We start from the raw sequence: 17,976 nt of genomic DNA, 5'->3' as shown, positions 1-17,976 counted from the left end.
GAACGGGTGGCCGTTCGACGGCCGAATGTGAAGGAGTCGTGGATGTGGTCTGAAAGTCGTAATGTCTGCCCGATTTCGGGCAGAAACTTTGGCTTCGGCGGCCGGCCCGACCTAGGCTCCACACTCGTGCCGAGCTCACCCCACCCCCACGAAGACCTCCTCGCCCACCTCACCCGGACCAGCCCGCTCGGGCCCCGGGAGGCGGCGCGGGTCGTGGCGGAGGTGCTGGCGTACTTCTCCGAGAGCACCGAGGAGTACGTGCGCCGCCGCCACACCGAGCTCCAGGCACGCGGTCTGACCAACGAGCGGATCTTCGCCCGGCTCACCGAGGAGCTGCCGCAGCGCCGGGTCTCGGCGCCGGAGCTCTCGGCCCGCCAGTTGCGGCGGATCGTCTACGGCTGAGGCGGCCGAGCGCCCGTCGCCCTCATCGCGCTCGCTGCCCTCAGCGGGCTGACTGCCCTCACGGCCCTCAGCGGGCTGACCGCCCTCGTTCCCGACCTTCCGAAGACTTCGAAGAGGAGACCACGCATGTGCGGAATCGTGGCCTACATCGGCCCCAAGGACGCGACCCCCTTCCTGCTGGAGGGGCTGGCGCGGCTGGAGTACCGCGGCTACGACTCGGCCGGTGTCGCCGTCACCGGGCGCAGCGGCGGGATCAAGCTCCGCAAGGTGACGGGCCGGGTCGCCGACCTGGCCGCGGCCGTACCGGCCCGGTTCAAGGGCACCACCGGCATCGGCCACACCCGCTGGGCCACCCACGGCGTCCCCAGTGACGCCAACGCGCACCCGCACCTGGACAACGCCGAGCGGATCGCCGTCGTCCACAACGGCATCATCGAGAACGCCGACGAGCTGCGCGCCAAGCTCGCCGCCGACGGCGCGGTGTTCCGCTCCGAGACCGACACTGAGGTGCTCGCCCACCTGATCGCCGCGAACGTGGCCGAGGGCGTCGAGCTGGAGGACGCGGTGCGGGCCGCGCTCGGCCGGGTGGTCGGCACCTACGGCATCGCGGTGCTCGACGCCGAGCGGCCGGACCGGATCGTCGTCGCCCGCAACGGCAGCCCGATCGTGCTGGGCATCGGCGAGAAGGAGATGTTCGCCGCCTCGGACGTCTCCGCGCTGGTCCGCTACACCCGCCAGGTCGTCCACCTGGAGGACGGCGAGCTGGCCACCGTCCGGGCCGACGGCTTCCGCACCTTCACCGAGGACGCCCGCACCACGCACCGCCAGCCGTCCACCGTGGACTGGGAGGTCGACTCCTACGACACAGGCGGCTTCGAGCACTTCCTGCTCAAGGAGATCCACGAGCAGCCCGGCTCGGTCGAGCGCACCCTGAGCGGCCGGCTCGACGAGCGCTTCGCCACCGCGCACCTCGGCGGCCTCAACCTGGACGCCCGGGAGCTGCGCGAGATCCGCCGGGTGAAGATCCTCGGCTGCGGATCGGCCTACTACGCGGGCGAGATGGGCGCGCAGCTGATCGAGGAGCTGGCCCGGATCCCCGCGCACAGCGAGCCGGCCTCCGAGTTCCGCTACCGGAACCCGGTGATCGAGGCGGACACCCTGTACGTCGCGGTCAGCCAGTCCGGCGAGACCTACGACACGCTGGCCGCCGTCCAGGAGGTCAAGCGCAAGGGCGGCCGGGTGCTCGGCGTCGTCAACACGGTGGGCAGTGCTATCGCCCGAGAGTGTGACGGCGGTATCTACCTGCACGCCGGTCCGGAGGTCTCGGTGGCCTCCACCAAGGCGTTCACCTCCACCGTGGTCGCCTTCGCGCTGCTCGCCCTGCACTTCGGGCGCATCCACGACCTGTCGCCCGCCGACGGGCGCCGGATCGTTTCGGCGCTCAAGGCGCTGCCCGACCAGATCCGCGAGGTGCTGGAGCAGAGCGAGGCCATCGCCGGACTCGCCGCCGAGTACGCCGACTCCGCGGGCATGATGTTCATCGGCCGGGTGCGCGGCTACCCGGTGGCCCGCGAGGGCGCGCAGAAGCTCAAGGAGATCTCCTACGTGCACGCCGAGGCCTACCCGGCGAGCGAGCTCAAGCACGGCCCGCTGGCGCTGATCAGCCCCGAACTGCCCACCGTGGCACTGGTTCCGGACGACGAGCTGCTGGACAAGAACCTCACCACGCTGGGCGAGATCAAGGCCCGCTCCGGGCGGGTCATCGCCGTCGGCCACCGGCGGCCGGAGGAGAAGCTCGCGGACCACTGCATCCTGGTGCCCAAGAGCGAGCCCGAGCTGGACCCGCTGCTGCTCAACATCCCGCTCCAGCTGCTCGCCTACCACGCCGCCGTCGCCCTGGGGCGGGACGTGGACAAGCCGCGCAACCTCGCGAAGAGCGTGACGGTGGAGTAGTCCCCCCGGAGCCTCGGGGGAGGGCGTCCTCGGAGCGGAGGGCGCTCGTCACGGACCCGCGGGTCCCGGTCGCTGTGCGGACGGCCGGGGCCCGCGTTCCGCTGTCCGCGGGTCAGAAGACCGAGCAGCCGGAGAGGGTGGTCAGGGTGTCCAGGGCGGCGACCGCGGCGACGGAGTTGCCGGCCTGGTCCAGGCGCGGGCCCCAGGCGCAGACGGCGGCGCGGCCGGGGAGTATCGCGAGGATGCCGCCGCCGACGCCGCTCTTGCCGGGCAGGCCCACGCGGAACGCGAACTCGCCGGCGGCGTCGTAGGTGCCGCAGGTGAGCAGGACGGCGTTGATCCGCTTGGTCTCGCTGCGGGACATCAGCCGGGTGCCGTCGGCGCGCACGCCGTACCGGGCGAGGAAGGAGCCGGCCAGCACCAGGTCGCGGCAGCTGGTCGCGACGGCGCAGTGGGCGTAGTAGTGCTCCAGGACGGTCTCGACCGGGTTCTCCAGGTTGCCGTGGCTGGCGATGAAGTGGGCCAGCGCGGCGTTGCGGTGGCCGTGCTCGGCCTCCGAGGCGGCGACCACCGGGTCGGTGTCCAGCAGCGGGTTGCCGGACTCGCGGCGCAGGAACTCCCGTACCGCGCCCGAGGCGTCGCCGGTCATGGTGTGGAGCCGGTCGGTGACCACCAGGGCGCCCGCGTTGATGAACGGGTTGCGCGGGATGCCGTGCTCGGTCTCCAGCTGCACCAGGGAGTTGAACGGGTTGCCGGACGGCTCGCGGCCGACGCCCTGCCAGAGGGTGTCACCGCCGTAGGCCACCGCGAGGGCGAGCGAGAACAGCTTCGAGACGCTCTGGACGGAGAACGGCCGCTGCCAGTCCCCGACACCGTGCAGCTCCCCCTCGACGGTGGCGACGGCCATGCCGAAGGCCTCCGGGTCGGCGGTGGCGAGGGCCGGGATGTAGTCGGCGACCCGGCCCCGGCCCGTGGTCGCCCGGGCGGCCGCCTCGGCGGCCTCCAGCAGGACCGGCCAGTCCAGGTACTCCCCGCCGGGCACACCGTTCAACGCTTCTCCTCCACCGGCACCGACTGGGAACACGACCGGGACCGGGCGCGCGGTGCGGGTGCGTCCGGTCCGACCAGGATTATCCGTGTTTCGGGCGGGTGGGTCGGGAGGGGGGTGGGTGGTTCGCTCCGTGCGGTGTCGTGAGGCCGTCGGTGCCGGGTTGTGCCGCTCGGCGGTGTGCGGCGGTGTGCGGCGGCGTGCGGGCCGGCTACGGGGCGTTGGTGGGGGCCTGGACGGGCGGGCCGGTGAGCAGGGTGCCGGTGTCCGAGTACGGCCAGCCGTTGGGGACGCAGCCGTGCAGCCCCTTGATCTGCTGCATCATCACCGGCGCCGGGGCGCCCGGGCCGGGGCAGTCGACGTGGCCGTTGCCGAGGATGTGACCGACCTCGTGGTTGACGGCCAGCGCGTGGTACTGCTCGGGCCTGCCCTGGTAGAACTCGGACAACTCGGTCCAGCGGGTGAGGTTGACGACCACCTGGTGGGTGACGCCGCAGTTCACCCAGCCGCCGGTGTCCAGCCCGTACTGGCCGCAGATCCGGTCGGTGGACTTCGGGGTGGCCAGGTAGACGGTGAAGTCCACCGGGTCGGCGGGCATCCGCTGGAACGAGGCCGTGCCGCCGGCCGCCCAGCCGTGCCGGACGTCGCCGAGGACCGCGTCGACCTCGGCGGCGAACTGCGCCGGGCTCTCCGCGATCCCGTCCTCCACCCGCACCTTGTAGCGGTACAGGTGCTCGCCGGTGCCGAAGCGGGCGGAGCCGCCCGGCGCGGTGGTGAACGCCAGCCGGTCACCGTCCCCGCCACTCCACGGCTGCCACCAGAGCAGCCCGGCGGTCAGCGCCGCGACCAGCGCGAGGGCGGGCAGAGCGTGCCGGGGCTTCCAGCGGCGCAGCCGCGCGGGCGCCCTCACCGGCCCGCTCCCGCCGCGGCCAGATGGCCGTACACGCCGCGCAGGGCGGCGTGGGCCATCAGGAGGGCGGTGGTGTCCGGTCGGGCGTGGATCGGGGCCAGGGTGGACATGGCGGAAGTGCTCCAGGACGGGATCGGCGGGCCGGGGCGGCCGATCGGCGACCGGGCCGTCGCCCGGTCGTGCGAAAGGGTGGTACCTGGAGGAACGGGGCGGGGCGCGGCGGCGGTTCAGGGCGCCTTCGCGGTACGGGACGCCTTCGCGGTTCGGGCGGTGGCGTGCGCCACGGTGCCGGCCCCTGTCGGACGGGAGGCCCGGGTGGTTCCCGGAACCGCTCGATGGTGTCACCCCGGCGGCGTGTCCCTGGGCGGCGCCGTCGGATTCGGGTGTCGTAGGGCGGGTCGATCCGTCCGGGTCGGCCCTGTCCCGAGCGAGCTGCCATCGGAGGCGCCGTCATGTCCACCACCGCTGTTTTCACCGTCGACGGCATGAGCTGCGGCCACTGCGAGAAGACAGTCAGCGCCGGGCTCGCCGTCCTGCCGGGCGTCACCGACGTCAGTGCCGACGCGCCGAGCGGCCGGGTCACCGTGGCCTCCGCGCAGCCGCTGGACGAGGCCCTGGTCCGCCGCATCGTCGACGGGGCCGGGTTCACCTTCGTCGGGCAGGACTGAGGGCGGTTCCGGGGCGGGGCGGTCCGGGAGCGCGGTGCAGGGGGCGCGGGGCCCGTCGGCTGTCGTCGACGGGCCCCGCCGCTGTCCCGCAGGCCGGGCTCAGCCCATGCTCTTCGCGCCGTCCAGGGACTCGCGGATGATGTCGGCGTGACCGGCGTGCTGGGCCGTCTCGTTGGCGATGTGCAGCAGCACCCGGCGGGCCGACCACTCGGCGTCCGCCTCGAACCACGGGGCCTTCGGCAGCGGCTGGGTGGCGTCCAGCTCGGGGAGGGTGGCCACCAGCTCGTCGGTGCGCACGGCCACCTCGGCGTACGCCGCGAGGACACCGGCCAGCGTCTCGCCCGGCAGCATGCGGAACTCGTCCGCGCGGCGGGCGAAGTCCTCCTCGGTCCAGGCGGTGAAGTCGGGCATCGCGGACGGGCCCTGCACGATGAACTCCGCCCAGAGCCGCTCGACGCTGGTCACGTGCTTGATCAGGCCGCCCAGGCACAGTTCGCTCGCACAGGTCCGCAGGCCGACCTGCTCGTCGGTGAGGTCGCGGGTGGTGAAGCGCAGGAAGTGCCGCTGCTTCTCCAGGGCCGCAAGGAGGTCGGCGCGCTCGCCGGTGAGGTTCTGCGTGGCGGCGGGGGTGGCGGCGGCGGGGGTGGTGGTCGTGGTCATCGTCATGGCCTTTCGCTGGGTTCCTGCTACGGGTTCCTGCTCCCTCGGACAAGAACAACGCTACGGACCATTGCGGTCACTTCCTGTCCTGAATCCCAGGGAGAATCGACGTATGGCGAACACCAGCACGCGGACGCTGCGACTGCTCTCCCTGCTCCAGACCCACCGGTACTGGCCGGGCGACGAACTGGCCGACCGGCTCGGCGTCTCCGTCCGCACCCTGCGCCGCGACATCGACCGGCTGCGCGAACTCGGCTACCCCGTCGAGGCGCAGCGCGGCGTCGACGGCGGCTACCAGCTGGCGGCGGGCGCGGCGCTGCCGCCGCTGGTGATCGACGACGAGGAGGCGGTCGCCCTCGCGGTCGGCCTCCAGGCGGCGGCCGAGAGCCCGGTCGAGGGCGTCGCCGAGGCCTCGGCGAGGGTGCTGGCGAAGGTGGTCCAGGTGATGCCGGCCCGGCTGCGCCGCCGGGTCGAGGCGCTGCGCGCGGTCACCGTCCCGGTGGACTGGGGGACGAGGACGGGCACGGGCGTCGACCCGGACGTCCTGACGGTGGTGGCACTCGCCTGCCGGGACGGCGAGCGGGTGCGGTTCTCGTACACGGCCGCCGACGGGCGCGGTACCGACCGGCACGTCGAACCGCACCGGCTGGTCTGCCTGAACCGCCGCTGGTACCTCGTCGCGTACGACCTCGACCGGGCCGACTGGCGCAGCTTCCGCCTCGACCGCCTCACCGCCCCGACCGGCAGCGGCGCCCGCTTCGCCCCTCGGACCCTCCCGGCGGCCGACGCGGCGGAATTCGTCCGCGCGGGCCTCAACAGGATGCCCCGACCGCACCAGGTGGAGGCCCTGATCGAGGCACCGGCGGAGTTCGTCCGCGCCCGCGTCGGCCGCTGGGGCACCGTGGAACCCGTCACCCCGCACCGCTGCCGCCTACGGATGACCGCCGACTCGCTCGACTGGCCCGCCATGGCCCTCGGCTCCCTGGGCGCCGAATTCCAGGTACTCGCCCCGGACGCCCTCCGGACCCTGCTCACGGACTGGAGCACCCGCTTCGCCCGCGCAGCGGCGGAGGGGGAGTAGGCGTAGGAAGTCGGCCTGGCCGACTTCTGGTGTCGGTAGTCCGCGCACCCCGCTGCCCCTGGCTGTTGCTTGCCCGGCCCCGGTGCTCGCCCCTGTCCCTGGGGCGCGGCCGGGGGCGGTTGGTGGCGTGGGAAGTCGGCCCGGCCGACTTCTGGCGTCGGCAAGGGGCGTGGTGCGCCGTTCTGACGGGCGCTTCGTCGTGGTCTGCTGCTTCGGTGCTTGCCATGGTCGGACGACGGCCCGTTGCGGCGGAGTAGGAAGTCGGCCCGGTCGACTTCTGGTGTCGGCAGTCCGCGCACCCCGCTACGCCTGGCTGTTGCTTGCCCGGCTCCGGTGCTCGCCCCTGTCCCTGGGCTGCGGCCGGGGTGGGGGGTGGCGTGGAAAGTCGGCCCGGCCGACTTCTGGTGCTGACGGTCCGCGCATCTTGCTCCGCTTCTGTCCTCACCTTCGGCCTTGCCCTTGCCCTTGCCCTCGGCCTCGGCCTTCGCGTTCGCTCCCTCCCCGGGGCGCGGCCGGGGGCGGTTAGCGGTGTGGAAAGTCGACCGGGCCGATTTCTGGCGGGTGGCCATCGGCACATCACCGCCTCGGCCCGGTGCCGGCGTCGGAAGTCGCCCGGGCCGAGTGCCGGTGTGACCGGCGAGTGTGCCCCGGCCACCGAATGCCGTACTTCCGGTCTGAGCAGCTGTGGCGGCATGGCCGGTGTTGGTGGAGCAGGAAGTCGGGCCCGTCGACTTCTGGTGCCGCCCTGGGCGGGTTCGGGTTTGTGGCGGGCCGGTAGGTGGCGTGGGAAATCGGACCCGTCGACTTTTGGCGCGGGCCCTGGGCGGGTTCAGGCCCAATGGCATTTGGCGTGGGCGTGGGCGTGGGGGGCGGTGGCGGGTCGTGGCGTGGGAAGTCGGCTTGGTCGACTTCTGGCGTCGGCAAGGGGTGTGGTGCAGCGTTCCGGCGGCTGCTTTGTCGTGGTCTGCTGTTCTGGCGCTCGCCATGGTCGGACGACGGCCCGTTGTGGCGGAGTAGGAAGTCGGCCTGGCCGACTTCTGACGGGTGGCCGTTGGGGCGTTAGCGCCTCGGCCCGGTGTCGGTGCTGGCGTCGGAAGTCGCCTGGGCCGAGTGCTGGTGTGGCCGGTGAGTGTGCCCTTGCCATCGAATGCCGTGTTTCCGGTCTGTGCAGCTGTGGCGGCATGGCGGAGTAGGAAGTCGGACCCGTCGACTTCTGGCGCCGGTCTGGGTGGGTTCGAGTTCGTGGCGGGTTGGCAGGTGGAGTGGGACGTCGGGGCCGTCGGCTTTTGGTGGTGGGGGGTCAGGGGGCGATGGCTTCGAGGGTGGTGCGGAGGTGGGTGAGGACGGTGGGGAGGGTGGGGAGTGGGGGTGTGGCGAGGGCGAGGCGGAGGGCGTTGGGGTGGTGGGGGGTGGTGGCGAAGGCGTCGGCGGTGGAGATCAGGATGCCTTCGGCGGCCAAGGCGGCGGCTGCGTGGTCGGGGCGCTGGTGGGGTTCGAGGGTGAGCCAGAGGATGTAGGAGGTGGGGTGGGCGGTGGTGGTCAGGCCGGTCAGGGCCGTGCGGGCGATGGACTGGCGGGCGGCGGCGTCGGTGCGGCGTTCCTGTTCCAGCCGGGCGACCGTGCCGTCGGTGAGCCAGCCGGTGGCGAGGGCGGTGATCAGGCCGGGGGCGCCCCAGGCCGCCGCGCGCAGGCTGGTGGTGGCGGCCCGGAGCAGGTGGTCGGGCAGGACGGCGAAGCCGAACCGCAGGCCCGGTGCCACGCTCTTGGAGAGGCCTGCCAGGTAGCAGGTGCGCTCGGGGGCGAGGGCGTGCAGGGGCTGGGGCGGGGCGGCCTCCAGGAAGGCGTAGGTGCCGTCCTCGATGAGGGTGAAGCCGTGGTCGGCGGCGAGCCGGACGAGGCGCTCGCGCTGTGCCGGGGCGAGCACCCAGCCGAGCGGGTTGTGGACGGTCGGCTGGGTGTACACCGCCCGTACCGGCCGGGTGCGGCAGAGCCGGTCGAGTGCGTCGAGGTCCGGGCCGTCGGTGGTGACCGGGACGGGCGCCAGGTCCAGTCCGTGGGCGGCGGCGAGCAGTTTGATGCCCGGGTAGCCGAGCGCGTCCACGGCGAGGACGTCCCCGGGGCGGGTGAGCGTGCGCAGGACGCAGTCCAGGGCCTGTTGCGCCCCGCTGGTGAGCAGGACGTTCTCGGGCGCGGTGTCGATCCCGCGGTCCAGCAGGTGGGTGGCCACCGCGGCCCGGTCGTGCCGGTGGCCGCCCGGCGGGTGCTGGCGCAGCAGGGCCTCGGCGTCGCCCGAGGAGGCGAGCGCGCGCAGGGCCTGCCGCAGCTGGTCGCCCTGCCCGGGGGAGAGCGGCTGGTTGAAGGAGAGGTCGGCCACCCGGGGCACCGGGAGCGCGCGGGAGGGTTCGAGGCCGTCGTAGCCGGAGCGCAGCCGGACGAAGGTGCCGCGGCCCTGCTCGCCCACCACCAGCCCGGCGGCGGCGAGTTCGGCGTACACCCGGGTGGCGGTGGCGAGGGCGATCCGCCGCTCGCGGGCGAGGGTGCGGTGGGTCGGCAGCCGGGTGCCGGCCGGGAGCGCGCCGGAGCGGATGGCGGTCGCGTACTCGTCGACGATGGCCTTGTAGGAGGGCGGTCGCACGGGTCACCTGCCCTTCCGGGGAGTGGACGGTCCGGGCACGGGCGTGCACAGGCGTGGACGGGTGCGTACCGGAGTGTATCCAGGACAATAAGTGGATTGTCCTGGGCCGGTGTTCCTAGCCTCGTCACATCCAGCAGCGAGGCCAGGAACGGAGCACGCGCCCATGACCATCCGCAGCGAGCGGGACCGGCACGTCGTCACCCTCACCATCGACCGGGAGAAGAAGCTCAACGCCCTCGACTACCCGACGATCGACGCGCTGCTCGCCGAGCTCGACCGGATCGACGCCGACGACACCGTCCGCGCCGTGATCCTCACCGGGGCCGGCGGGCGGGCGTTCAGTGCGGGTGCCGACATCCCGTCGCTGGCGGCCAGCATCGCGGGCGGGCCGGAGCGGGCGCTGCGCGAGTTCGTCCGGCGCGGGCACACCCTCACCCGGCGGATCGAGGAGTTCCCCAAGCCGGTCATCGTGGCCGTCAACGGCCTTGCCTTCGGCGGTGGTTGCGAGATCACCGAGGCCGCCCCGCTGGCCGTCGCGGCCGAGCACGCGACCTTCGCCAAGCCCGAGATCTCGCTCGGCTTCCCGCCGCCCTTCGGCGGCTCGCAGCGGCTGCCCCGGCACGTGGGCCGCAAGCGCGGCCTGGAGATGATCCTCACCGGTGACCCTGTCCCGGCCGCCCGCGCCGCCGAGATCGGCCTGGTCAACTCGGTCGTCCCGGCGGACGAACTGCTGGACACCGCACGGGATCTGGCCGAGCGGATCATCCGGCACGCGCCGACCGCCGTGGCCGCCTGCCTGCGGGCGGTGACCCGGGGCATCAACCTGCCGATCGACGAGGGGCTCGCGGTGGAAGCGGCGGCCTTCGCGGCGACCGTGCCGACGGACGGTGTACGGGACGGGATCCGGCGCTTCCTGGACCGCTCGTCCTCCGGTGGCAGCTCGTCCTCCGGTGCGGAATCCTGAGGCGGTACCGGAAAGTTGTTGTCGGCGGGCGACCGGGGGCTGATCATGGCGGGATGTCGGATTTACTCGCCCGTGTGACCGCCTTCCGCGCCGCCTTCGCCCGCCGCCAGGCGGCGGAGACCGTCGAACTGCCGGAGTTCCCCGGGGTGTTCGCCGTCCGGGACGCGGCGTTCGGTCAATCGGAGGAGCACAACCAGCTGATCGTCGAGGGCCCGGGAACCGACCCGGCGGCGCTGCCCGAGCTGGCCGCCCGGTGGTTGGGGCGCCGCCACCGGTACCGCGTCACGGTGCTGGACCCGGAGTCGGGCGAGCGGGCCGCCCCGGTGCTGGCGGCGGCGGGGTGGGAGCGGGAGAGCGTGGTGGTCCTGGCCCGGTCGACGCTCGGCTGCCGGCGGCCCGAACCAGCCGCGCTCCCCGTCGAGTTGGCCGAGGTACGGGAGGCGGTGCTGCGCCAGCAGCGGGAGTGGATCGAGGACGAGGAGCTCGCCCGGCAGCTCACCGACCGCCGTTCCGCCCGGCTGCGTGGTGCCGAGCGGGTGCACTTCCTGGCCGCTCGGACGCCGGTCGGCGAGGTCGCGGCCTGGAGCGACCTCTACCTCGAACCAGCCGTCGGACTCGGCCAGTTGGAGGACCTGGTGACCGGTTCGCGGCACCGTGGCGCGGGGCACGGCGACACCCTGCTGGCGACCAGCCTGGCGCTGGCGGCCGAGGCCGGTGTCCCGCAGCTGTTCCTGCTCGCGGACGCGGTGGACTGGCCGCGTGAGTGGTACGGCCGCCGGGGTTTCGAGGAGATCGGGCGCGGTCACGCCTTCTACGGTCGGTGACGGTCGGTGACGGTCGGGGCGCAGGGCGGTGGCACGGTCTGCTCCGCCGGCGGGAGCTGCCAAGGCAGTTGAGTTTCGAGGTGGCGCTCGCCGTGCGGGCGGGGGCCGGGTGCGCGGCCTGTTGGAGGACTTCGCTCCGCTGCGGACGGCGAGCTCCGGGTAACGGGCGGGGGCGGGGCACGAAAGGGTCAGGCCGTTTCCGGATCGACGGCCGGCGGGGCTTCGCGGCCGCAGTGGGCGGCGACGGTGTCGGCGAAGGCGCGGGCGAGCGGGCCGAGGTTCTCCCAGTCCCGGACGGCCCACCCGGCGGTGAGGGCGGGCAGGTCGGGCAGCGGGAGCAGCCGCAGGCCGGGGTGGCCGGGGCCCTGCCACTGCGGGAGGGCCGGGACGACGGCGTGGCCGAGGCCGAGTTCGGCGAGCAGGATCGCGGTGTCCCAGTCCGCGACGCTGGTGTCGAAGACCGGCCGGATGCCCGACTTCCCCAGCCAGGACTCGACCTGGGAGCGGGAGACGGAGTTCTGCGGGAGTCCGATCAGCCGGGCGTCCTGGAGGTCGGCGGGGGAGATCCGGTCCCGGGCGGCGAGCGGGTCGCCTGCCGTGACGGCGAGCACCCAGGGCAGGTCGACCACCGGTTGCTGGTCGATGCCCCGGGCCGGGGCGCCGAGGGTGATCCAGGCGAGGTCGACCCGGCCGGCGTTGAGCGACTCCAGGCAGCTGCGGCTGGAGACCTCGGTCTGGAACTCCAGGCTGACCCGGGGGAAGCGCCGCCGGAAGTCCACCACGGCCGCGGACATGAAGTGCCGGATGCTGGTGGCCCCGGTGGTGATCCGGACGGATCCGCCCTCGCCGCGCGAGAGTTCGGCGATCCGGTGCAGCGCGTGGTCGATGCCGCCGAGGCCGGTGGCGACCGCCGTGCGCAGCAGGCTGCCCGCCGCGGTGGGGACGACCCCGCGCGGGTGGCGCTCGATCAGGGCGAGGCCGACCTCCCGTTCGAGCCGCTTCACGTGCTGGCTGACGGCGGACTGGGTGCAGTTCAGCTCGCGGGCGACGGCGCTGAGCGAGCCGGCCCGGCAGACCGCGGCGAAGACGCGGAGGTCGTCAATGGTCACGGAGACCCAAGGTATCGCTTGGAGGGGTCCCAGTAAATCGGCGGATTGACTTGGGTGTTGCGGGGGATCGATCATCGGACCAGGGCCCAGGGCGGCAACCCGCCCGCTGACCCCGCCGGCGTTCCGGACGCTGTGGCGGGAGCGGCGGGCGGGTGTCGACCCGCATCTGTGCAGGAGCAGTTCCGTGCAAGAGCGGTGACGTACGACGGAGGGGGAGTGGGTGGGCGGCGCGCCGATGCTCGGGGTGCGTCGTGCCGGGAGCGCTCGCTGTGGCGCGGGTGGAGCGGGTGTCCGTGCCGGGTGGAACGGATGACGGCCGGGTCATCCGATCGGATGACCCGGCCGTCGGCGTTCGGCGGGAGAGTGGAGAGCCGGTCAGTACGGCGCGGCCGTCACCAGGACACGGGGTAGCGGACCGGGTGCCCGCCGATCCGGCCGGGCAGCAGGCCGATCACGACCAGCAGCCCGGTGGCCAGGACGAGCAGCGGGAGGAAGGGCACGGGGTGCGGCGCCTGCAGGACCACGATCACGGCGGTGGCCGCGGCCGGGGAGTGCGAGAGGTGGGTGAGCATCATCGCGCCGAGCGAGAGCCCGGCGGCGACGGCCGCGCCCCAGGTGGTGCTGCCGGTGACGGCGAGGGTGGCGAAGCCGATCAGGGCCGACATCAGGTGCCCGCCGACCAGGTTGCGCGGCTGCGAGATCGGCAGCCCGGGCGCGCCGTGCACCAGTGCGGCGCTGGCGGCCAGGGGCGGGATCAGCAGTGGCTGGTCGAGCAGTACTCCCACCCCGACCAGCAGGAGCAGGGCGCCGATGGCGAAGACGGTGGCCCGCAGGGCGTGCAGCGGGTGCCGTCCGGGCGTGGCGGCGGGCGGTGGTGTGGACATGCGTGAGCTACTCCGGACGAGGGACGGGGACCCGGAGATGATAAACAGACTGTTGAATGAAAGGTAGGACGTTTTGCCTGTCGGGCACATTCCGTCCAGGGGGCAGGACCACCCGGGGATCCAGAGCGAGCCGGGGATCCAGAGCGAGCCGCGGAACCAGAGCGAGAGAGAGCAGCCCATGACCACGCCTTCCGTCACCGTCTTCCGGGACGTCCGCCCGTACGGTGCCGACCGGGCCGTCGACCTGATCGTCGTGGACGGCCTGCTGGCCGAGCGGGTGCCGGCCGGGGCGGTGCCGGAGGTGGTCGAGGGCGGCGGCCGGATCGCGCTGCCCACCCTGGTGGACGCGCACATCCACCCGGACAAGACGGCCTGGGGTGAGCCCTGGTACAGCCGGCGCCCGGCCGGCTCGCTGCCCGAGTACGTGCAGGGCGACGTCGACCTCCACCGGCACCAGCGCACCCCGCTCGCCGAGCGTGCCCACCGGCTGCTGAGCCACGCCGTGACACGCGGCACCCGCGCCGTGCGGGCCCACGTGGACGTGGCGCCCGCGTACGGGCTGGCCGGGGTGACCGGGCTCGCCGAGGCGCGCGAGCGGCTGGCCGGCGCGCTGGACGTCCAGCTGGTGGCCTTCCCGCAGCACGGGGTCCGGCGGACGCCCGGCGCGGGCGCGCTGCTCGCGGAGGCGGCGGCCAGCGGGCTGGTCGACGCCATCGGCGGGATCGACCCGGCCGGCTTCGACGCCGTCCCGGCCGAGGGCCCGGACGGCGAGGGGCCCGCCCAGCTGGAGCTGCTGTTCGGCCTGGCCGAGCAGCACGGACTGCGCCTCGACATCCACCTGCACGACCGGGGCGAGCGCGGCCTCGGCCCGCTGCGCGAGATCGCCGCGCGGACCAGGGCGGCCGGACTGGCCGGGCGGGTGGTCGTCAGCCACGCCTTCTGCGTCCCGGAGCTGGCGGGCGCCTCGCTCGCCGACCTCGCCGCCGAACTGGCCGAGTCCGGCGTCGGCCTCACCACCGTGGCGCCCTCGGCCCACCAGGTGCTGCCGTTCCGCGAGCTGCGGGCGCACGGGGTGCGGGTCGGGCTCGGCTCGGACGGCGTGCGCGACTCGTGGAGCCCGTACGGCAACGCCGACCCGCTGCACCGCGCCCACCTGCTCGGCTGGACCACCGACGCCCGCACCGACGAGCAGCTCGCCGACTGCTTCGCCCTGGCGGCCGACGGCGGCGCCGAACTGCTGGACCTGCCGGCCGTGACCCTGGAGCCGGGCTCGCCCGCCGACTTCATGCTGGTGACGGGCGAGTGCCTGCCGCAGGTGGTGATCGACCTGCCGGCGCGTGAACTGGTGGTCCGCGCGGGCCGGGTGGTGGCGCGGGACGGGCGGTTCACGGGCTGACGGGCGTCCCGCGGCCGGCGAGGGCCTCCCCGTCGGTGGTGCGGTCGGCGGGCGCCTCCCCGTCGACCGTGCGGCCGCGCCTTGTGCGGCCCGTGCCGACGGAGAGGCGCTCCGGCGACGATGCTCAGAGGGTGCGGGCCGCGCTGGTCTCGTGGAGGTGGACCAGGGCGTCGTAGGCGGTGCCGATCGCGAGGCGCGGCAGCGGGTCGCTGCGGAACTCCGTCCCGGCGTCGTAGGTCGGGCGGGCGGTGTTCAGCCAGGACCGGGTGGCCGGCGGGGCGGAGCGCAGGTCGACGTAGTAGTCGCGGTAGCGGACCCGGTCGAGGGGGTACTCGTTCATGTCCGCGGTGGCCGGCGGAACGGTGACCGGCTTCCAGGCGGCGGCGAACGGGTCGTCCTTGGTGAGGAAGGAGCCGCGGTCGAAGGTGAAGCCGACGGCGAGGTAGTCCGCGCCGAGGGCGTCGCGCAGGTACGAGCCCTGGGTCTTGGGGTAGAGCTCGGGGTCGCTGCTCTGGTAGCCGACGTGGCCGTTGTGCGCGGACAGCAGCACCTTCCCGCCGGTGCGGCGCTGCCACCAGAGGGTGTTGTCGGTCATGGCGCGGTCGCGGAGGTTCTGCATCGCGGCCACCTCGCTGTTGTCCTCGAGGTTCATGGCGGTGAAGGTGAAGGTCTGGGCGATGCTCCGGGCGTTCTGCACCGCCCAGTCGTACGCCTCGCCGCCCTCGCCCCTGGCCGCGGTGACCAGCTCCAGGGTCTGCTGCGCCACGGCGGCGTTCTGCCGCCGCTCGGCGAGCGGGCGCGTGGTGATGTAGCCGATGGCGTCGTCGAACGGGCGCAGCCCGGCGTACAGCTGCTCCAGGCGCGGCAGCGACGCGGGGGCGGCCTCGCGGACGTAGGAGGTCACCCGGTCGAAGAGCTGGTCGCCGATGGCGGGGAAGTCCAGGTCGTCGCCGACGAAGTGGACCGGGTGCTGCGGGTGTTCGCGGTTGTGGTCGCGCATCCAGTCGATCAGGTCGGCGAACTCCTGGCGCTCCCACGGGGACCTGCCCATCGTCTCCTTGACCAGCTGTCGGGCGTCGCCGCCGGTGCGGCCCTGGACGTAGTCGTCGATCCGCAGACCGGAGGACCAACTCGTCTCCAGGGCGAAGGCGGTGAAGCCCTTCTCCTCGACCAGGTAGCGCAGGACCCGCTGCTTCATGGTGAAGAACTCGTGGGCGCCGTGCGTGGCCTCGCCGAGCCCCACCACCTTGGCGTCGCCGATCATCGCGCCCAGCGGACGCAGGTCGGTGGTCCGGCCCCCGGGCTCGGTGGACCGCAACGGGTGGGCGAGACCGTTCAGTTCGCGGACCACGGTGGATATCTGACTGTTCGTCACCTTGTCGGTGCCGGGCTGGTCCGCGTGTGCCGCTGGGGCGAGCAGGGCGGTGGTCGCGACGGCCGCCGTGGCGGCCAGCAGGGCGCGTCGACCGATGGGCTTGCCGTGCATCTCGCTGCGTACGGTCACTTCGGGGGCTCCTCAAATTCGTCGAACCGTCAACCTGTCGGAACGGCCGCGGTGGTTCGAGTGGTTCGCCGGCGAACGTGCCGGTCAATGAATAGTCGATCACCGGGGGGCTTCGGCGCGCTGAGGAGTGCCGCCGGATCGACCAGGGGGATAACCCCCGGGCGGCCCCGGCACACCCGTGCGCGGGGGTGTGCCGGGGCCGGTGCCGGGTGCGGGTTCAGAGCGTGGCGGAGCGGTGGGTCGGTCGGCCGTCCAGGACGGTCAACAGGACGGGGAGGTCCGCCAGTTCGGTGGCCGGGGTGGTGAGCGGGTCGGCGGCGAACACGGTGAGGTCCGCGCGGTGGCCGACGGTGATCCGGCCCGCCAGCTGCTCCTCGCCGGCCGCGTGGGCGGCGTTGGCGGTCATCGCCAGCAGGGCCTCCAGGGCGGTGAGCGCCTGGCCGGGGTTGTGCGGGGCCTGGCTCAGGTCGCGGGTGGGACGGCGGTGGCGGGCGCCCGCCATGACGCCCAGCGGCGGGTAGGGGGCGATCGGCCAGTCCGAACCGAGGACGACCGTGGCGCCCGCGTCCCAGAGGTCCCGGCAGCGCCACGCGCGGTCGGCCCGCTCCTCGCCGAGGCGGCGGGACCAGTTGTCGGTGTGGTCGGCCCGGGTGAAGTCGCAGCAGTGGGTGGGCTGCATGGAGGCGACCACGCCCAGCTCGGCGAAGCGCCGGACCACCGCGTCCGGAACGGTCTCGATGTGCTCGATCCGGTGGCGGACGGGGGACCCCCCGTGCGTCGTCCCCCCGTCCGCCGCCGGCCCGATCGAGTCCAGGGCGTGCCGTACGGCGGCGTCGCCGATCGCGTGGGTGGCGGTCGGCACCCCGGCCTGGTGCAGCTCCCGGACGACGCGGGTGTAGTGCGCCGGATCCGGCCAGAAGGCGTGGGTGGACTCGCCGTGGCAGTCCGGGCGCTCCAGCCAGGCCGTGCCGTTGTCGATCGTGCCGTCCATGAACAGCTTCACGCCGTCCACCCGCCAGAGCCGACCGCCCCGGCCCTGCTGCCCGATCAGCGCCCGCAGGCCGTCCGCGTCCACACCGGGCTGGCACCAGGGGGCGACGCGCAGCCGCAGCGGCAACTCGCCGGCCTCGTCCAGCTCGGTGTAGAGGTCGAGGCTGTCGCCGTTGGCGTCCATCGCGTGGCCGCCGGTGAGGCCGGCGGCGGCCATGGCGCGCAGCGCGGCGGCCAGGCGGGCGCGGCGCTCGGCGCGGGTGGGCTGCGGGGCGGCGCGCTCGACCAGCTCGCAGGCGGCGTCCTCCAGCAGCAGGCCGGTGGGGCGGCCGTCGGCGTCGCAGACCACCTCGGCGGCCTGGTCGAAGCGGCGCGGGCCGTCCACGCCGGCCAGCTCCAGGGCGCGCGGGCTGGCGAGCATGGAGTGGGCGTCGAAGAGCTGGAGCAGCGCCGGAACGCCGTCCAGGACGGGCTCGAGGGCGGCGGACTCCACCGGGCGGTCACCGAAGACGTTCGGGTCCAGGCCCCAGGCGTGCAGCCAGGCGCCGGGGGCGAGGCGTCCGGCCTCGGTGGCGAGGGCGGCGCGGACGCCGGCCAGGTCGGTGCAGCCGGAGAGGTCCAGGCCCTGGGTGAGCTCGGCGCCGGTGACCGGGTGCAGGTGGCCGTCCACCAGGCCAGGGGTGACCACGGCGCCCTTGAGGTCGATCACCGTGGTCGCGGGGTCGGTGAGTTCGCGGACGGTGCGGTCGTCGCCGAGGGCGGCGATCCGGCCGTCCACGACGGCGAGGGCGGTCTGCGGGAGGAAGCCGCCGGAGGCGGGGTCGAGCAGACGGGCGGAGAGGAGGACCAGGGAGGTGCGCACTTCGACTCCAGTGGTGCTTCGGGGTGGGGGCGTGGTGTCGGCGGGGCTTGAGGGGGTTGAGGGAGCTGAGGGGGTCGGGGGCTGGG

At 73.9% G+C, this 17,976-nt stretch carries 15 protein-coding genes; 7 read left to right on the top strand and 8 right to left on the bottom strand.

What is annotated here, in order from left to right; translation table 11 throughout:
• Positions 1-126: 126 nt before the first annotated feature.
• Complete coding sequence (locus tag ACWDCZ_RS19520) at positions 127-402, top strand: hypothetical protein (RefSeq protein WP_049651654.1); 276 nt, start codon at positions 127-129, stop codon at positions 400-402.
• A 126-nt stretch (positions 403-528) separates the two neighbouring features.
• Complete coding sequence (glmS, locus tag ACWDCZ_RS19515) at positions 529-2,355, top strand: glutamine--fructose-6-phosphate transaminase (isomerizing) (RefSeq protein ID WP_449816504.1); 1,827 nt, start codon at positions 529-531, stop codon at positions 2,353-2,355.
• Positions 2,356-2,467: 112 nt separating this feature from the next.
• Here the strand turns inward: glmS and ACWDCZ_RS19510 are convergent, their stop codons facing one another.
• Positions 2,468-3,406 (bottom strand): glutaminase, encoded by a 939-nt coding sequence (locus ACWDCZ_RS19510; protein WP_369808293.1) that lies wholly within the window; start codon positions 3,404-3,406, stop codon positions 2,468-2,470.
• Positions 3,407-3,614: 208 nt separating this feature from the next.
• A complete protein-coding gene (locus tag ACWDCZ_RS19505; RefSeq protein WP_107418866.1) occupies positions 3,615-4,313 on the bottom strand; it encodes a DUF3152 domain-containing protein in 699 nt (232 codons plus the stop codon).
• Positions 4,314-4,765: 452 nt separating this feature from the next.
• Here ACWDCZ_RS19505 and ACWDCZ_RS19500 point away from each other — a divergent pair, with 452 nt between their 5' ends.
• Positions 4,766-4,981 carry a heavy-metal-associated domain-containing protein gene (locus ACWDCZ_RS19500; protein WP_449816503.1) on the top strand — a complete coding sequence of 72 codons (216 nt, stop codon included), beginning with the start codon at positions 4,766-4,768 and terminating at the stop codon, positions 4,979-4,981.
• Between the two features lie 99 nt (positions 4,982-5,080).
• Here ACWDCZ_RS19500 and ACWDCZ_RS19495 read toward each other — a convergent pair whose 3' ends face one another.
• Entirely contained in the window at positions 5,081-5,641 is a 561-nt protein-coding gene (locus ACWDCZ_RS19495; RefSeq protein ID WP_449816516.1) for a DinB family protein, read from the bottom strand.
• A gap of 112 nt (positions 5,642-5,753) precedes the next feature.
• On the opposite strand from ACWDCZ_RS19495, the gene ACWDCZ_RS19490 reads away from it, so the two are divergent.
• Positions 5,754-6,722 carry a helix-turn-helix transcriptional regulator gene (locus ACWDCZ_RS19490; protein WP_049651650.1) on the top strand — a complete coding sequence of 323 codons (969 nt, stop codon included), beginning with the start codon at positions 5,754-5,756 and terminating at the stop codon, positions 6,720-6,722.
• A gap of 1,300 nt (positions 6,723-8,022) precedes the next feature.
• On the opposite strand, the gene ACWDCZ_RS19485 is transcribed toward ACWDCZ_RS19490, so the two are convergent.
• Complete coding sequence (locus ACWDCZ_RS19485) at positions 8,023-9,357, bottom strand: aminotransferase-like domain-containing protein (RefSeq protein ID WP_449816502.1); 1,335 nt, start codon at positions 9,355-9,357, stop codon at positions 8,023-8,025.
• A gap of 163 nt (positions 9,358-9,520) precedes the next feature.
• Here ACWDCZ_RS19485 and ACWDCZ_RS19480 point away from each other — a divergent pair, with 163 nt between their 5' ends.
• Together ACWDCZ_RS19480 and ACWDCZ_RS19475 are read left to right on the top strand one after the other, a co-directional pair.
• Positions 9,521-10,321, top strand: a complete 801-nt coding sequence (locus ACWDCZ_RS19480) for a crotonase/enoyl-CoA hydratase family protein (RefSeq protein WP_049651648.1) — start codon at positions 9,521-9,523, stop codon at positions 10,319-10,321.
• A 53-nt stretch (positions 10,322-10,374) separates the two neighbouring features.
• Positions 10,375-11,145, top strand: a complete 771-nt coding sequence (locus tag ACWDCZ_RS19475) for a GNAT family N-acetyltransferase (protein ID WP_449816501.1) — start codon at positions 10,375-10,377, stop codon at positions 11,143-11,145.
• Positions 11,146-11,333: 188 nt separating this feature from the next.
• Here the strand turns inward: ACWDCZ_RS19475 and ACWDCZ_RS19470 are convergent, their stop codons facing one another.
• Both ACWDCZ_RS19470 and ACWDCZ_RS19465 read right to left on the bottom strand, forming a co-directional pair.
• Positions 11,334-12,254 (bottom strand): LysR family transcriptional regulator, encoded by a 921-nt coding sequence (locus ACWDCZ_RS19470; RefSeq protein ID WP_074004558.1) that lies wholly within the window; start codon positions 12,252-12,254, stop codon positions 11,334-11,336.
• Between the two features lie 392 nt (positions 12,255-12,646).
• Positions 12,647-13,138 (bottom strand): HPP family protein, encoded by a 492-nt coding sequence (locus ACWDCZ_RS19465; RefSeq protein WP_375875281.1) that lies wholly within the window; start codon positions 13,136-13,138, stop codon positions 12,647-12,649.
• Between the two features lie 178 nt (positions 13,139-13,316).
• Between ACWDCZ_RS19465 and ACWDCZ_RS19460 the strand changes: the two genes are divergently transcribed.
• Entirely contained in the window at positions 13,317-14,534 is a 1,218-nt protein-coding gene (locus ACWDCZ_RS19460; protein WP_449816500.1) for an amidohydrolase, read from the top strand.
• Positions 14,535-14,658: 124 nt separating this feature from the next.
• On the opposite strand, the gene ACWDCZ_RS19455 is transcribed toward ACWDCZ_RS19460, so the two are convergent.
• Both ACWDCZ_RS19455 and ACWDCZ_RS19450 read right to left on the bottom strand, forming a co-directional pair.
• The gene (locus tag ACWDCZ_RS19455) at positions 14,659-16,038 is read right to left on the bottom strand and encodes an erythromycin esterase family protein (RefSeq protein WP_449816499.1); all 1,380 of its coding nucleotides are present in this window, start codon (positions 16,036-16,038) and stop codon (positions 14,659-14,661) included.
• A 217-nt stretch (positions 16,039-16,255) separates the two neighbouring features.
• Entirely contained in the window at positions 16,256-17,890 is a 1,635-nt protein-coding gene (locus tag ACWDCZ_RS19450) for an amidohydrolase (RefSeq protein WP_449816498.1), read from the bottom strand.
• Between the last annotated feature and the right edge of the window lie 86 nt (positions 17,891-17,976).

Source organism: Kitasatospora sp. NPDC001225, assembly GCF_053597855.1.
Note: the sequence above shows the minus strand (reverse complement) of the source record. Positions and strands in the feature narration are given on the sequence as shown.

Excerpts from the sequence above, each read along its gene's own strand:
- glmS (WP_449816504.1), top strand. The coding sequence starts at position 529 with ATGTGCGGAATCGTGGCCTACATCGGCCCCAAGGACGCGACCCCCTTC.
- ACWDCZ_RS19500 (WP_449816503.1), top strand. The coding sequence starts at position 4,766 with ATGTCCACCACCGCTGTTTTCACCGTCGACGGCATGAGCTGCGGCCAC.
- ACWDCZ_RS19495 (WP_449816516.1), bottom strand. The coding sequence starts at position 5,641 with ATGACCACGACCACCACCCCCGCCGCCGCCACCCCCGCCGCCACGCAG.
- ACWDCZ_RS19490 (WP_049651650.1), top strand. The coding sequence starts at position 5,754 with ATGGCGAACACCAGCACGCGGACGCTGCGACTGCTCTCCCTGCTCCAG.
- ACWDCZ_RS19480 (WP_049651648.1), top strand. The coding sequence starts at position 9,521 with ATGACCATCCGCAGCGAGCGGGACCGGCACGTCGTCACCCTCACCATC.
- ACWDCZ_RS19475 (WP_449816501.1), top strand. The coding sequence starts at position 10,375 with ATGTCGGATTTACTCGCCCGTGTGACCGCCTTCCGCGCCGCCTTCGCC.
- ACWDCZ_RS19465 (WP_375875281.1), bottom strand. The coding sequence starts at position 13,138 with ATGTCCACACCACCGCCCGCCGCCACGCCCGGACGGCACCCGCTGCAC.
- ACWDCZ_RS19460 (WP_449816500.1), top strand. The coding sequence starts at position 13,317 with ATGACCACGCCTTCCGTCACCGTCTTCCGGGACGTCCGCCCGTACGGT.